Source organism: Pseudomonas sp. A34-9, assembly GCF_029543085.1.
GTDB lineage: Bacteria > Pseudomonadota > Gammaproteobacteria > Pseudomonadales > Pseudomonadaceae > Aquipseudomonas.
Window position 1 is genome coordinate 6,110,470 of sequence record NZ_CP119967.1, and the last position, 14,446, is coordinate 6,124,915.

The 14,446-nt window shown below is 61.0% G+C and carries 19 protein-coding genes; 16 read left to right on the top strand and 3 right to left on the bottom strand.

The genetic code is table 11. The features are described 5' to 3' along the window. Positions 1-62: 62 nt before the first annotated feature. The 5 genes from P3G59_RS27435 to P3G59_RS27455 all read left to right on the top strand — a co-directional run bounded on the left by P3G59_RS27435 (position 63) and on the right by P3G59_RS27455 (position 3,959). On the top strand, positions 63-635 hold the full coding sequence (locus P3G59_RS27435; RefSeq protein WP_277759694.1) for a YqgE/AlgH family protein: 573 nt from the start codon (positions 63-65) through the stop codon (positions 633-635). Then, a complete protein-coding gene (gene ruvX, locus P3G59_RS27440; protein WP_064589634.1) occupies positions 635-1,072 on the top strand; it encodes a Holliday junction resolvase RuvX in 438 nt (145 codons plus the stop codon). Before P3G59_RS27435 ends, ruvX begins: the two co-directional genes overlap by 1 nt. A gap of 80 nt (positions 1,073-1,152) precedes the next feature. Continuing rightward, positions 1,153-1,659 carry a bifunctional pyr operon transcriptional regulator/uracil phosphoribosyltransferase PyrR gene (gene pyrR / locus P3G59_RS27445; protein ID WP_034153653.1) on the top strand — a complete coding sequence of 169 codons (507 nt, stop codon included), beginning with the start codon at positions 1,153-1,155 and terminating at the stop codon, positions 1,657-1,659. Positions 1,660-1,686: 27 nt separating this feature from the next. Continuing rightward, positions 1,687-2,691, top strand: a complete 1,005-nt coding sequence (locus P3G59_RS27450) for an aspartate carbamoyltransferase catalytic subunit (protein WP_007913665.1) — start codon at positions 1,687-1,689, stop codon at positions 2,689-2,691. Beyond that, positions 2,688-3,959, top strand: a complete 1,272-nt coding sequence (locus tag P3G59_RS27455) for a dihydroorotase (protein ID WP_277759695.1) — start codon at positions 2,688-2,690, stop codon at positions 3,957-3,959. Before P3G59_RS27450 ends, P3G59_RS27455 begins: the two co-directional genes overlap by 4 nt. Positions 3,960-4,042: 83 nt before the next feature. On the opposite strand, the gene P3G59_RS27460 is transcribed toward P3G59_RS27455, so the two are convergent. Further along, on the bottom strand, positions 4,043-4,474 hold the full coding sequence (locus tag P3G59_RS27460) for a TM2 domain-containing protein (RefSeq protein WP_277759696.1): 432 nt from the start codon (positions 4,472-4,474) through the stop codon (positions 4,043-4,045). Between the two features lie 248 nt (positions 4,475-4,722). Between P3G59_RS27460 and P3G59_RS27465 the strand changes: the two genes are divergently transcribed. Then, entirely contained in the window at positions 4,723-5,346 is a 624-nt protein-coding gene (locus P3G59_RS27465) for a C40 family peptidase (protein ID WP_129395899.1), read from the top strand. A gap of 116 nt (positions 5,347-5,462) precedes the next feature. Here the strand turns inward: P3G59_RS27465 and P3G59_RS27470 are convergent, their stop codons facing one another. After that, the gene (locus P3G59_RS27470; protein ID WP_277759697.1) at positions 5,463-6,497 is read right to left on the bottom strand and encodes a type IV pilus twitching motility protein PilT; all 1,035 of its coding nucleotides are present in this window, start codon (positions 6,495-6,497) and stop codon (positions 5,463-5,465) included. Between the two features lie 56 nt (positions 6,498-6,553). Between P3G59_RS27470 and P3G59_RS27475 the strand changes: the two genes are divergently transcribed. The 10 genes from P3G59_RS27475 (at position 6,554) to P3G59_RS27520 (ending at position 13,586) form a co-directional block, all read left to right on the top strand. Next, positions 6,554-7,240, top strand: a complete 687-nt coding sequence (locus P3G59_RS27475) for a YggS family pyridoxal phosphate-dependent enzyme (protein ID WP_277759698.1) — start codon at positions 6,554-6,556, stop codon at positions 7,238-7,240. A 23-nt stretch (positions 7,241-7,263) separates the two neighbouring features. Continuing rightward, entirely contained in the window at positions 7,264-8,082 is an 819-nt protein-coding gene (gene proC / locus P3G59_RS27480) for a pyrroline-5-carboxylate reductase (RefSeq protein ID WP_277759699.1), read from the top strand. Positions 8,083-8,092: 10 nt separating this feature from the next. Further along, the gene (locus P3G59_RS27485; protein WP_166221515.1) at positions 8,093-8,683 is read left to right on the top strand and encodes a YggT family protein; all 591 of its coding nucleotides are present in this window, start codon (positions 8,093-8,095) and stop codon (positions 8,681-8,683) included. Beyond that, positions 8,680-8,976 (top strand): DUF167 domain-containing protein, encoded by a 297-nt coding sequence (locus P3G59_RS27490; protein ID WP_277759700.1) that lies wholly within the window; start codon positions 8,680-8,682, stop codon positions 8,974-8,976. The genes P3G59_RS27485 and P3G59_RS27490 overlap by 4 nt, the downstream gene beginning before the upstream one ends. Positions 8,977-9,203: 227 nt before the next feature. Next, positions 9,204-10,343, top strand: coding sequence for a homoserine O-acetyltransferase (locus tag P3G59_RS27495; RefSeq protein WP_277759701.1), 1,140 nt, complete (start codon positions 9,204-9,206; stop codon positions 10,341-10,343). 7 nt (positions 10,344-10,350) lie between these two features. After that, complete coding sequence (gene metW / locus P3G59_RS27500) at positions 10,351-10,971, top strand: methionine biosynthesis protein MetW (RefSeq protein ID WP_277759702.1); 621 nt, start codon at positions 10,351-10,353, stop codon at positions 10,969-10,971. A 26-nt stretch (positions 10,972-10,997) separates the two neighbouring features. Continuing rightward, positions 10,998-11,432 (top strand): DUF4426 domain-containing protein, encoded by a 435-nt coding sequence (locus tag P3G59_RS27505; protein WP_277759703.1) that lies wholly within the window; start codon positions 10,998-11,000, stop codon positions 11,430-11,432. After that, on the top strand, positions 11,429-12,025 hold the full coding sequence (gene rdgB / locus P3G59_RS27510; protein ID WP_277759704.1) for an RdgB/HAM1 family non-canonical purine NTP pyrophosphatase: 597 nt from the start codon (positions 11,429-11,431) through the stop codon (positions 12,023-12,025). The genes P3G59_RS27505 and rdgB overlap by 4 nt, the downstream gene beginning before the upstream one ends. Continuing rightward, positions 12,022-13,227: a radical SAM family heme chaperone HemW gene (gene hemW / locus P3G59_RS27515; RefSeq protein ID WP_277759705.1), complete on the top strand. Its 1,206-nt coding sequence runs from the start codon at positions 12,022-12,024 to the stop codon at positions 13,225-13,227. Before rdgB ends, hemW begins: the two co-directional genes overlap by 4 nt. Before the next feature lie 35 nt (positions 13,228-13,262). Further along, positions 13,263-13,586 (top strand): DUF3392 domain-containing protein, encoded by a 324-nt coding sequence (locus P3G59_RS27520; RefSeq protein ID WP_034153666.1) that lies wholly within the window; start codon positions 13,263-13,265, stop codon positions 13,584-13,586. Positions 13,587-13,717: 131 nt separating this feature from the next. On the opposite strand, the gene trmB is transcribed toward P3G59_RS27520, so the two are convergent. Beyond that, positions 13,718-14,443: a tRNA (guanosine(46)-N7)-methyltransferase TrmB gene (gene trmB / locus P3G59_RS27525; protein WP_007913622.1), complete on the bottom strand. Its 726-nt coding sequence runs from the start codon at positions 14,441-14,443 to the stop codon at positions 13,718-13,720. Between the last annotated feature and the right edge of the window lie 3 nt (positions 14,444-14,446).

The following is a 14,446-nucleotide window of genomic DNA, read 5'->3' on the forward strand; positions in this document are numbered from 1 at the left end:
GGCTGCGATCTTTTGGCGGCTTCAGCTTGTCAGTTCGCCCCCCGAACGCCACACTAGCGCACATGAAAAACGTCAGCCCCAGCTACCTCAAGCATCAATTCCTGATCGCCATGCCCCACATGGCCGACCCGAACTTTGCCCACACCTTGACCTACATCGTCGAGCACACGGCCAATGGTGCTATGGGGATCGTGGTCAACCGGCCGCAAGAGCTGAATCTGGCCGACATTCTCGAGCAACTGCGCCCGGACATCGAGCCGCCAGCACTGTGCCAGCACGTGCCGATCTTCATCGGCGGCCCGGTGCAGACCGATCGCGGTTTCGTCCTGCATCCAGCGGGGAAAACCTTCCAGGCGACCGCGCAACTGGACGGCGATCTGGCCCTGTCGACCTCGCAGGACGTGCTGTTCGCCATCGCGGACGGCGTCGGCCCGGCAAAAAGCCTGATTGCCCTCGGTTATGCCGGTTGGGAAGCCGGGCAACTGGAAGCGGAACTCGCCGACAACGCCTGGCTGAACTGCCCGTACGACGCCGACATCCTCTTCAACACCAGCAGCGAATTACGCCTTGAAGCGGCGGCCAAGCACCTGGGGATCAACCTCAGCCTGCTGACCAGCCAGGCAGGTCACGCCTGATGGCCCTGCGCCTGATTCTCGGCTTCGACTACGGCACCAAACAGATCGGCGTCGCAGTCGGCCAGGTGATTACCGGCCAGGCTCGCGAGCTGTGCACCTTGAAGGCACAAAACGGCGTGCCGGACTGGAACCAGGTCGAAGCCCTGATAAAAGAATGGAAGCCCGACGCCGTCGTTGTCGGTCTGCCGCTGAACATGGACGGCACGCCGAGCGACATGTGCGTACGCGCGGAGAAATTCGCCCGCCGTCTCAACGGCCGCTTCAACCTGCCCTTCTATACCCACGACGAGCGCCTGACCACGTTCGAGGCAAAAGGCGAGCGACTGGCCCGTGGCGGTCAAAAAGGCAGTTACCGCGACAACCCGGTGGACGCCATCGCCGCCGCTCTGCTGTTGCAGGGCTGGCTCGATGAAAACACTGCATTGTTTGAATCCTGACAAGCGCTTCGGCGCTTTTCTTTTGAGTGAAAAACCGAGCCGCGTCCAAGGACCCGGCTCGCCCCCAACAAGGAGCAACCATGAGCCTGCCAAATCCCGCCGATCTGATCAGCCAGATGGCGACCCGCCTCAAGGCGCACCTTGCCCAGCGTGAAATTACTGAACCGCGTTACATCGGCATCCGCACGGGCGGCATCTGGGTCGCGCAGGCCTTGCTCAAGGAACTGGGCAGCGACGCGCCACTGGGCACGCTGGATGTTTCCTTTTACCGCGACGACTTCAGCCAGAACGGCCTGCACCCGCAAGTGCGCCCGTCCGCCCTGCCCTTCGAGATCGAAGGCCAGCATCTGGTGCTGATCGACGACGTATTGATGAGTGGCCGCACCATCCGCGCCGCCATGAATGAATTGTTCGACTACGGCCGCCCGGCCAGCGTGACCCTGGTTTGCCTGCTGGATCTGGACGCCGGCGAGCTGCCGATCCGCCCGAACGTGGTTGGCGCGACGCTGTCGCTGGCCGCTCACGAACGGGTGAAGCTGTCCGGCCCCGAGCCGCTGACGCTCGAACTGCAAGACTTCAACCTTTAATCCGCCCTATTGAGAGTCCCCTTCGCGATGACGCCTCTAGATACCAAGCGCCCGCTGCAGCTCAATGATCAGGGCCAGCTGCGCCACTTCCTCTCGCTCGACGGCCTGCGCCGCGAGTTGCTGACGGAAATCCTCGACACTGCCGACTCGTTCCTCGAAGTCGGTGCCCGGGCGGTGAAGAAAGTCCCGTTGCTGCGCGGCAAGACCGTGTGCAACGTGTTCTTCGAAAACTCCACGCGCACCCGCACCACCTTCGAACTGGCGGCCCAGCGGCTGTCGGCGGACGTGATCACCCTGAACGTGTCGACCTCGTCGGCAAGCAAGGGCGAAACCCTGCTCGACACCCTGCGCAACCTTGAAGCCATGGCCGCCGACATGTTTGTCGTGCGCCACGGTGATTCCGGCGCCGCGCACTTCATCGCCGAACATGTTTGCCCGCAAGTGGCGATCATCAATGGCGGTGACGGCCGTCACGCGCACCCGACGCAGGGCATGCTCGACATGCTCACCATCCGTCGGCACAAGGGCGGTTTCGAAAACCTCTCGGTGGCCATCGTCGGCGACATCCTGCACTCGCGGGTCGCGCGTTCGAACATGCTCGCGCTGAAAACCCTCGGCTGCCCGGACATCCGCGTGATCGCGCCGAAGACCCTGCTGCCGATCGGCATCGAGCAATACGGCGTGAAGGTCTACACCGACATGACCGAAGGCCTGAAAGACGTCGACGTGGTGATCATGCTGCGCCTGCAGCGTGAACGCATGACCGGCGGCCTGTTGCCGAGCGAAGGCGAGTTCTACCGCCTGTTCGGCCTGACCACCGCCCGCCTGGCCGGGGCCAAACCCGATTGCATCGTCATGCACCCGGGGCCGATCAACCGGGGGGTGGAGATCGAGTCGGCAGTGGCCGACGGCCCGCACTCGGTGATCCTCAACCAGGTCACCTACGGCATCGCGATTCGTATGGCCGTGCTGTCCATGGCCATGAGCGGGCAAACCGCGCAGCGTCAATTCGAGCAGGAGAACGCCCAGTGAAGCTCAGCATTCTCGGCGCACGCGTCATCGATCCAAGCAGCGGCCTGGATCACATCACCGACATTCACGTTGAAGCCTGCAAGATCGTCGCCCTCGGCGCGGCCCCGGCCGGTTTCAACGCAGTGGAAACCATTGACGCCCAAGGCCTTGTCGCCGCTCCGGGCCTGGTCGATCTGAACGTGGCCCTGCGTGAACCGGGCTACAGCCGTAAAGGCTCGATCATCAGCGAAACCCGCGCAGCCGCGGCCGGCGGTGTAACCAGCCTGTGCTGCCCGCCGAAAACCAGACCGGTGCTCGACACCTCCGCCGTGGCCGAGCTGATCCTCGACCGCGCCCGCGAGGCCGGCAACACCAAAGTTTTCCCGATTGGCGCGCTGAGCAAAGGTCTGGACGGCGAACAGCTGGCTGAATTGGTTGCGCTGCGCGACGCCGGTTGCGTGGCGTTCGGCAACGGTCTGGAGAGCTTCCGCAACACTCGCACCCTGTGCCGGGCGCTGGAATACGCGGCGACGTTCGATCTGACGGTGATTTTCAACTCGCAGGATCATGATCTGGCTGAAGGCGGTTTGGCTCACGAAGGCGCGGTTGCCAGTTTCCTCGGCTTGCCCGGGATTCCGGAAACGGCGGAAACCGTGGCCCTGGCCCGTGACCTGCTGCTGGTCGAGCAGACCGGCGTGCGTGCGCACTTCAGCCAGTTGACCAGCGCTCGCGGCGTCGCGTTGATTGCTCAGGCGCAGGCCCGTGGCTTGAAGGTGACGGCGGATGTCGCGCTGTATCAGTTGATCCTGACCGACGAAGCGCTGATCGACTTCAGCAGTCTGTACCACGTGCAGCCACCGCTGCGCACTCGCGCGGATCGCGACGGTTTGCGTGAAGCAGTGAAATCCGGCGTTGTGTCGGCGATTTCCAGCCATCACCAGCCGCACGAACGTGACGCCAAACTGGCACCGTTCGGCGCGACTGAGCCGGGCATCAGCAGTGTTGAGTTGCTGCTACCGCTGGCGATGACGCTGGTCGAGGATGGTTTGCTCGATCTGCCGACCTTGCTGGCGCGTTTGAGCGCGGGTCCGGCTGACGCGCTGCGTCTGCCGGCAGGCAAACTGGCGGTCGGTGGTGCGGCGGATATCGTGTTGTTCGATCCAAAGGCGTCGACGGTGGCCGGTGAGAATTGGCTGTCGAAGGGTGAGAACTGCCCGTTCATCGGGCACACTTTGCCGGGTGTGGTTCGCTATACGCTGGTGGATGGGCGGATCAGTCACCAGGCTTGATACCGAGTCGCCCCATTCGCGAGCAAGCTCGCTCCCACAAGGATCACCGCGAATCCTGTGGGAGCGAGCTTGCTTGCGAAGACTTACTGGAAGGCGCCTCTACCTTCGGCGTTACGCACCGAGACCTGATCATTCAGCGTCCAGAAGTCATACAGCACACCAATAAAGAACAACCCGCCCGTCAGCAGATAGATCAGTCCGCTGATCCACTTGCCCTGATACATCCGGTGCACGCCCAGCGCGCCGAGGAACGTCAGCAGAATCCACGCCACGTTGTACTCGATCGGCCCTGCGGTAAAACGCAGATCCGCCTCACGATCCATCGCCGGGATCAAGAACAGGTCGATCAGCCAGCCAATGCCCAGCAAACCGAAGGTGAAGAACCAGATCGTCCCGGTCACCGGCTTGCCGTAATAGAAGCGGTGGGCGCCGGTAAAACCGAAAATCCACAGTAGATAACCGATGATTTTGCTGTGCGTATCTTGCTGCTGAACAAATTGTTGATAGGGGTTCATGAAGACCTCGATTCACACGATAGATAAATATTCTTGAATTCTTTGTGACTTTTTTACAGGTAGCCGACGTACGGCAAATGTTACCGTTGCTACCGTCAAAGCCTTATAGCACCTGACTTCTGTCCGACAATTGCGTCCATTTGCCGCTTATTTGGTTCCGTTGGCCGCCAACTGAATCGACCAACGGACTCGGAATGAAAAAAAACTCTGTTATAAAGTTGCGCGCTATCACTGAAGAGCCACGCCTAATGCGACCATTTTTCAAGACATGGCTAACCATCTGCCTATTAATGCCACTGGCCGCCCACGCCACCAATCGTGAGCAACGTCTTCCTAACGTTAACGGTTTCACCCCTAAATCCCATGCTTCGGCTCCTTCGAGCAAGAGCAGCAAAAGCAAAACCACCACGCTGAGCAGCAAGAGCCACAGCAAGCTGGTGCCACCGATGGCGAGCAAGGAAAGCAGCAATGTGCTGAGCCGTGCGGTCAACGTCCTCGGTACCCCTTATCGTTGGGGCGGCAGCAGCCCAAGTAAAGGCTTCGATTGCAGCGGTCTGGTGAAATACGCGTTCAACGACGCCACGTTCGACCTGCCACGCACCTCGAACGCCATGGCCAGCGGCCACGGCGAGAAAGTCGAGCGCAAGGATCTGAAACCGGGCGACCTGATTTTCTTCAACATCAAGAGCCGTCGGGTCAACCATGTTGCCATCTACCTGGGCAACGACCGCTTCATCCACGCCCCGCGTCGTGGCAAAGCGGTGAGCATCGACACGCTGAACAAGCCGTATTGGGAACAGCATTACGTGGTTGCCAAGCGTGTGTTGCCGAAAGAGCCTGCCAGCAAGCAGATGCGCGTGGTTCAGCGCTAACAGCACGTACCGATCGTTCCCACGCTCTGCGTGGGAATGCCTCAATGGACGCTTCGGCAGGGACGCAGAGCGTCCCGGGCTGCATTCCCACGCGGAGCGTGGGAACGATCCCCCCTTCAGAAATTATCCGGCGTACGCGCCTTCTCCCGCGCATGGTCGCGGCTGATCAAACCCTTGGTCACCAGATCCTTCAGGCACATGTCCAGTGTCTGCATCCCCAACGACCCACCGGTCTGAATCGCCGAATACATCTGCGCCACCTTGTCCTCGCGGATCAGGTTACGGATCGCCGACGTCCCCAGCATGATCTCGTGTGCCGCCACCCGCCCGCCGCCGATCTTCTTGATCAGCGTCTGCGAGACCACCGCCAGTAACGACTCCGACAACATCGAGCGCACCATCGACTTCTCGTCACCGGGGAATACGTCGACCACGCGGTCGATGGTTTTCGCCGCGGAGGTGGTGTGCAGCGTGCCGAACACCAGGTGACCGGTCTCGGCAGCAGTCAGCGCCAGGCGGATGGTTTCCAGATCGCGCATCTCGCCGACCAGGATCACGTCGGGGTCTTCGCGCAACGCTGAACGCAACGCGGTGGCGAAACTGCGGGTATCACGGTGGACTTCGCGCTGATTGATCAGGCACTTGCGCGATTCGTGAACGAATTCGATCGGGTCTTCAATGGTCAGGATATGGTGATGACGGTGGGTGTTGAGGTAATCGATCATCGCCGCCAGCGTGGTCGACTTGCCCGAACCGGTCGGCCCGGTGACCAGCACCAGCCCGCGCGGCGCATCGGTGATCTTGCGAAAGACGTCGCCCATGGCTAGATCTTCCATGCTCAGCACTTTCGACGGAATGGTCCGGAACACCGCTCCGGCACCCCGGTTCTGGTTAAAGGCGTTAACCCGGAACCGCGCGACACCGGGGACTTCGAAGGAAAAGTCGGTTTCCAGATGTTTCTCGAAGTCGACCCGCTGGATGTCGTTCATGATGTCGTAGATCAATTCGTGCACTTGCTTGTGATCCAGCGCCGGCAGATTGATCCGCCGCACATCGCCATCGACACGGATCATCGGCGGCAGACCGGCCGACAGGTGCAGGTCGGAAGCTCCCTGTTTGGCGCTGAAGGCCAGCAGTTCAGTGATATCCATAGCGCTCCTCAATTCCAGTAGAATGCCGCGAACCTTCAGACCGCTGGCGCCTCTTGATGTCCACGATAGCAGACAACATCCAACTGGTTAGTTCGCGCATCCAGGCAGCGGTAACAGCTGCAAACCGCCCTGAAAACAGCGTCCAGCTGCTGGCGGTCAGCAAGACCAAACCCGCCCAGGCGCTGCGCGAAGCGTATGCCGCCGGCCTGCGCGACTTTGGCGAAAACTACCTGCAGGAAGCCTTGGGCAAACAGCTCGAACTGGCCGACCTGCCCTTGATCTGGCACTTCATCGGCCCCATTCAATCGAACAAGACTCGCGCCATCGCCGAGCATTTCGACTGGGTGCACTCCGTGGATCGCCTGAAAATCGCTCAACGCCTGTCCGAACAACGCTCGGCCGAGCTGCCGCCGCTGAATATCTGCATTCAGGTCAACGTCAGCGGTGAGGCCAGTAAATCCGGCTGCACCCCGGCTGACCTGCCGGCACTGGCCGCCGCGATCAGCGCACTGCCGCGCCTGAAGCTGCGCGGGCTGATGGCGATTCCCGAGCCGACCGAAGATCGCGCCGAACAGGACGCCGCATTTGCTGTCGTGCAAAAGTTGCAGGCCAGCCTCGAACTGCCGCTCGACACACTGTCCATGGGCATGAGCCACGACCTTGAGTCGGCCATCGCTCAAGGCGCCACTTGGGTCCGTATCGGTACGGCCCTGTTTGGTGCCAGAGATTATTCCCAGTCTTGAACGATTCCAGATAAGGACCACACATGAGCAACACACGTATTGCGTTTATCGGTGCGGGCAACATGGCGGCCAGTCTGATTGGCGGCCTGCGCGCCAAAGGGCTGGAAGCGGCGCAGATCCGCGCCAGTGATCCGGGCGAAGAAACCCGCTCCAAGGTCAGCGCCGAGCACGGCATCGAAACCTTTGCCGACAACGCCCAGGCCATCGACGGCGTCGATGTGATTGTGCTGGCCGTTAAGCCGCAGGCGATGAAAGCCGTGTGTGAGGCTATTCGTCCGAGCCTGAAACCCAATCAACTGGTGGTCTCCATCGCGGCTGGCATCACCTGCGCGAGCATGACAGCCTGGCTCGGCGAGCAGCCAATCGTGCGCTGCATGCCGAACACCCCGGCGTTGCTGCGTCAGGGCGTCAGCGGTTTGTACGCGACCAGCGAAGTGACCGCTGAACAGCGTCAGCAAGCCGAAGAGCTGCTGTCCGCCGTCGGCATTGCCCTGTGGCTCAACGAAGAGCAGCAACTGGACGCGGTTACCGCTGTTTCCGGCTCCGGCCCGGCCTACTTCTTCCTGCTGATCGAAGCCATGACCGCCGCCGGCGTCAAACTCGGCCTGCCGAAAGACATCGCTGAACAGCTGACCCTGCAAACCGCCCTTGGCGCCGCGCACATGGCGACTTCCAGTGACGTTGACGCTGCCGAACTGCGCCGCCGCGTGACTTCGCCAAACGGCACCACCGAAGCTGCCATCAAATCATTCCAGGCCAATGGCTTCGAAGCCCTGGTCGAAACCGCACTCGGCGCCGCCGCGCACCGCTCGGCCGAAATGGCCGAACAACTGGGCAAATAAGGAGCCTTACATGATTGGATTGAATACCGCAGCGGTTTATGTGCTGCAAACCCTCGGCAGCCTGTACCTGCTGATTGTGCTGCTGCGTTTCGTACTGCAACTGGTACGCGCGAACTTTTACAACCCGCTGTGCCAGTTCATCGTCAAAGCGACCCAGCCACTGCTCAAGCCGCTGCGCCGGATCATCCCGAGCCTGTTCGGTCTCGACATGTCGTCGCTGGTGCTGGCGATTCTGGTGCAACTGGCGCTGATGGCGCTGACCCTGCTGCTGACTTACGGCACCACCGGTAACCCGCTGCAACTGTTCATCTGGTCGATCATTGGCGTGACCGCGCTGTTCCTGAAGATCTTCTTCTTCGCCCTGATCATCAGCGTGATCCTCTCGTGGGTGGCGCCGGGCAGCCACAATCCGGGTGCTGAACTGGTCAACCAGATCTGCGAACCGGCCCTGGCGCCGTTCCGCCGCTTTCTGCCGAGCATGGGCGGTCTGGACCTGTCGCCGATCTTCGCGTTTCTGGCGCTGAAGCTGATCGACATGCTGGTGATCAACAATCTGGCGGCGATGACGATGATGCCGGAAATCCTGCGTTTGCTGATGTGAGCTGGTTCCGTTGGGACGGTGACGACTTGATCCTCGAGTGTCACCTGCAACCGGCAGCCCGCAGCGATGACTTCGCCGGACTGCACGGTGATCGTTTGAAGATTCGCCTGACCGCGCCGCCAGTCGAGGGCAAGGCCAACGCTTATCTGATGGGCTTTCTGGCCAAGGCGTTTGGGGTGTCCAAGAGCCAGGTCAGTTTGCTCAGTGGCGAGTTGAACCGGCAGAAGCGCGTGAAGATCTGCTCGCCGAAGAAATTGCCGGATTTGCCGGGGTTGGTTGGGCGCTCGTCTTGAGTTTTGCGGCGTCTGCGCCCCTCACCCCAGCCCTCTCCCCCTGGAGAGGGAGCCGATTTGGGTGATTTACAAGACCTGAGTTCAACTCGATAGCTCAGGTCGGCGTAGCCCAAAAGAACACCTCGGTCAGTCCCCTCTACCTCTGGGAGAGGGTTAGGGTGAGGGCTGCTTGCCGCTAACCCCCCCGGTCTTTAGACTTACGCCTCATTTCAACGAGAGCAGGGTCGATGCCAACTGCCTTTCCCCCCGATTCTGTTGGTCTGGTGACGCCGCAAACCGCGCACTTCAGCGATCCGCTGGCGCTGGCCTGTGGCCGCTCGCTGGCCGCCTATGACCTGATCTACGAAACCTACGGCACGCTCAACGCGCAAGCGAGCAACGCCGTGCTGATTTGCCACGCCTTGTCCGGCCATCATCACGCTGCCGGTTATCACAGCGTCGACGACCGCAAACCCGGTTGGTGGGACAGCTGCATCGGCCCCGGCAAACCAATCGATACCAACAAGTTCTTCGTTGTCAGCCTGAACAACCTCGGCGGCTGCAACGGCTCCACCGGCCCGAGCAGCGTCAACCCGGAAACCGGCAAACCGTTCGGTGCCGATTTCCCGGTGCTCACCGTGGAAGACTGGGTGCACAGCCAGGCACGCCTCGCTGATCTGCTCGGCATCGGCCAGTGGGCGGCGGTGATCGGCGGCAGCCTCGGCGGCATGCAGGCGCTGCAATGGACCATCACCTACCCGGATCGCGTGCGCCACTGCCTGGCCATCGCCTCGGCACCGAAGCTGTCGGCGCAAAACATCGCCTTCAACGAAGTCGCGCGTCAGGCAATCCTCACCGACCCGGAATTCCACGGCGGTTCGTTCCAGGAAGCGGGCGTGATCCCCAAGCGCGGCTTGATGCTGGCGCGCATGGTTGGGCACATCACTTACCTGTCCGACGATTCGATGGGCGAGAAATTCGGCCGTGGCCTGAAGAGCGAAAAGCTCAACTACGACTTCCACAGTGTCGAGTTCCAGGTCGAAAGCTACCTGCGTTATCAGGGCGAGGAGTTCTCCGGTCGTTTCGACGCCAACACCTATCTGTTGATGACCAAGGCACTGGATTACTTCGATCCGGCGGCGAATTTCGACGATAACCTGGCAAAAACCTTCGAAAACGCCACGGCCAAGTTCTGCGTGATGTCGTTCACCACCGACTGGCGCTTCTCCCCTGCCCGTTCGCGCGAGCTGGTGGATGCCTTGATGGCGGCGCGCAAAGACGTCAGCTATCTGGAAATCGACGCACCGCAGGGCCACGACGCCTTCCTGATTCCGATCCCGCGCTACTTGCAGGCATTCGGCAATTACATGAACCGCATCACGTTGTGAGAAAGCCATGAGAGCTGATCTGGAAATCATCCAGGAATGGATCCCCGCCGGCAGCCGCGTCCTCGACCTCGGTTGCGGTGACGGCGAGCTGCTGACCTGGCTGCGCGACAACAAGCAGGTCACCGGTTATGGCCTGGAAAACGACGCCGACAACATCGCCGAGTGCGTGGCCAAGGGCATCAACGTCATCGAGCAGGACCTGGACAAAGGGCTGGGCAACTTCGCCAGCAACAGTTTCGACATCGTCGTCATGACTCAGGCCCTGCAAGCCGTGCATTACCCGGACAAAATCCTCGACGAAATGCTCCGGGTCGGTCGCCAATGCATCATCACCTTCCCGAACTTCGGTCACTGGCGTTGCCGCTGGTACCTGGCGAGCAAGGGCCGCATGCCGGTGTCCGAATTTCTGCCGTACACCTGGTACAACACACCGAACATTCACTTCTGCACCTTCGAAGACTTTGAAGAACTTTGCCGCGAACGTGATGCGAAGGTCATTGATCGGCTTGCCGTGGATCAACAGCACCGCCACGGGTGGGCCAGTAAGCTATGGCCTAATCTGTTAGGTGAGATCGGTATCTACCGCGTCAGCAGCCCGCAGCTTGCAGACCACAAAGTCGCGGTCTGAATCCCGTCATTTCGAGGAGCACGATCATGGGTCGTTTAGCGTTGTTGTTATTGACTGCCTGCCTGAGCGCCAGCGCTCTGGCGGCTGATGTCATCAAGGGCGAGCGTCAGGAAACCTTTGGCGACGTGACGGTGCACTACAACACTTTCAACTCGACGTACCTGCAACCGGACATCGCCAAGGCAGCGGAGCTGATCCGCAGCAAGAATCAGGGCGTGATCAATGTCTCGGTGATCAAGGACGGCAAACCGCTGATCGCCAACGTCACCGGCACGGTCAAAGACCTGACCAGCCAGAGCGTGACGCTGAATTTCCGCCAGGTGACCGAACAGGGCGCGGTGTACTACATCGCCCAGTACCCGGTGGAACAGCAGGAAACCCGCACCTTTGAAATCAAGGTGCAGAACGGCGACAAGATCAACACCATCAATTTCAACCAAGAACTCTTTCCCGGCGAATGATGAACATCAAGCAGCTCGTACTGGCCAGCCATAACGCCGGCAAACTCAAAGAACTTCAGGCCATGCTCGGCGACTCGGTGCAACTGCGCTCGATTGGCGAGTGGAGCAAGGTCGAGCCGGAAGAAACCGGCCTGTCGTTCGTCGAGAACGCGATCCTCAAGGCGCGCAACGCCGCGCGCATTTCCGGGTTGCCGGCGCTGGCCGACGATTCCGGCCTGGCGGTGGATTTCCTCGGCGGTGCGCCAGGCATCTATTCGGCGCGCTATGCCGACGGCAAGGGCGATGCGGCGAACAACGCCAAATTGCTCGACGCCTTGAAGGATGTCCCGGAAGGCGAGCGTGGCGCGCAGTTCGTCTGCGTATTAGCGCTGGTGCGTCACGCTGACGATCCGTTGCCGATTCTCTGCGAAGGCCTGTGGCACGGGCGGATTCTGACGGCTGCCAGCGGCGAGCACGGTTTCGGTTATGACCCGCTGTTCTGGGTGCCGGAACGTGACGTCTCCAGCGCCGAACTGAGCCCGGCCGACAAGAACCAGATCAGCCACCGCGCCCGTGCAATGGATCTGCTGCGCCAGCGTCTGGGCTTGAAATGACCGGTGACTCTTCTGCGTCGTCGCTGATCGTCGGCGGCGCCGCTTCCTCGCCTCGGGCGCCGCTGCCGACGCTGCCGCCCCTGGCGCTGTACATCCACATCCCGTGGTGTGTGCGCAAATGCCCGTATTGCGATTTCAACTCGCACACCGCCAGCCCGGTGTTGCCGGAGCAGGAATACGTCGACGCCTTGCTGGCCGATCTCGATCAGGATCTGCACGCCGTTTACGGCCGTGAAATCAGCTCGATTTTCTTCGGTGGCGGTACACCAAGCCTGTTCAGCGCCGAAGCGCTTGGGCGTTTGCTGGAAGGCGTCGAGCAGCGCATTCCATTTGCTCATGACATTGAAATCACTCTGGAAGCCAATCCGGGCACCTTCGAACAAGAGAAGTTCGTCGCCTACCGCAAGCTGGGGATCAATCGCCTGTCGATCGGCATCCAAAGCTTCCAGCAGGAAAAACTCAAGGCGCTCGGGCGCATTCACAACGGTGACGAAGCGGTGCGCGCGGCGAGCATGGCGCGTCAGGCCGGGTTCGATAACTTCAACCTCGACTTGATGCACGGCTTGCCCGACCAATCGCTGGACGACGCCCTTAGCGATCTGCGTCAGGCCATCGCACTCAATCCGACGCACATCTCCTGGTACCAACTGACGCTGGAGCCGAACACCGTGTTCTGGAATCAGCCGCCGGTACTGCCGGAAGACGACACGCTGTGGGACATTCAAGAGGCCGGGCAGGCATTGCTGGCTGAACACGGTTACGCGCAATACGAAGTGTCGGCGTATGCCCAGGCCGGTCGGCCGGCGCGACATAACCTCAATTACTGGAGTTTCGGCGACTTCATCGGCATCGGCGCGGGCGCGCATGGCAAGTTGAGTCATCCTGACGGACGCATCGTTCGTACCTGGAAGACACGTCTGCCGAAGGACTATCTCAACCCGGCAAAAAGCTTCCAGGCTGGCGAAAAAGCGCTGACCAATGACGAGATGCCGTTCGAGTTCCTGATGAACGCGCTGCGCCTGACCTCCGGGGTGGAATCGCGCCTGTATCCGGAGCGTACCGGGCTGTCGCTGGAAAGCCTCGCCGAAGGCCGGGCAGCAGCAGAACAAAGCGGTCTGTTGCAGGTCGAACCGTCACGTCTGGCGGCCACCGAGCGCGGACAGCTGTTCCTCAACGACTTGCTGCAACAGTTTCTGAACTGAGCCCAACCCTCAACTTCAGCCCCAAGGAAAAACCCATGGATTTGATACTCGACCTGCTCGCCACCGTCTCCCGCTGGAGCCGCAGCAACCTCTCGGAAATCGCCCTGGCGCTGGTCGGCTGCCTGCTGGTGCTGTTCGGTGCCGACTTCAAAGGATGGGTCGAGCAACGCCTGGGCAGCATCGCCGGCGCCCTGCGCATTCCGCTGATGTCGCTGCTGTGCGTGATCGGTAGCGGTGCGGCGCTGATTTACGCCACGCCTTGGGTGATCAAGGGTTTGAGCCAGTTCAACAACTACAGTTTGGCACCCGTCCTGCTGGTAGTCCTCGTCCTCATCGGCGTAGTCGCCGACCGCCGCTGATTCCGCAAACACCCCAAAACAACTGTGGGAGCGAGCCTGCTCGCGAATACGGTGTGTCAGTCAACATCAGTGTTGAATGAACATCCGCTTTCGCGAGCAGGCTCGCTCCCACAGGTTTTATTGCGTAATGCTTAAGCGAGTTTCTCGAACTTCAGATCCCACACGCCATGGCCAAGACGTTCGCCGCGGCGTTCGAACTTGGTGATCGGGCGTTCGGCAGGGCGCGGTACGCACTTGCCGTCTTCGGCGAGGTTGCGATAGCCCGGGGCGACGTTCATCACTTCCAGCATGTATTCGGCGTACGGTTCCCAGTCGGTGGCCATGTGCAGAATGCCGCCAACCTTCAACTTGCTGCGCACCAGTTCAGCGAACGACGCCTGAACGATGCGACGCTTGTGGTGACGGCTCTTGTGCCAAGGATCCGGAAAGAACAGCATCAGGCGATCGAGGCTGTTGTCGGCGATGCAGCGGTTGAGCACTTCGATCGCGTCGCAATCGTAGACCCGCAGGTTGGTCAGCCCCTGGGTCAGCACGCCATTGAGCAGCGCGCCGACACCCGGACGGTGAACTTCAACACCGATGAAATCCTGCTCCGGCGCCGCGGCTGCCATTTCCAGCAGCGAGTGGCCCATACCGAAACCGATCTCCAGCGAGCGCGGCGCCGAACGGCCGAACACTTGATCGTAATCCACCGGTGCGTCGGCCAACGGCAGCACGTACAGCGGCGCGCCCTGATCCAGACCGCGTTGCTGGCCTTCGGTCATGCGCCCGGCGCGCATCACGAAACTCTTGATGCGGCGGTGTTGGCGCTCGTCGCCTTCTTCCGTCTGGATAGGCGTGTCGTTCGATTCAGTCATCAA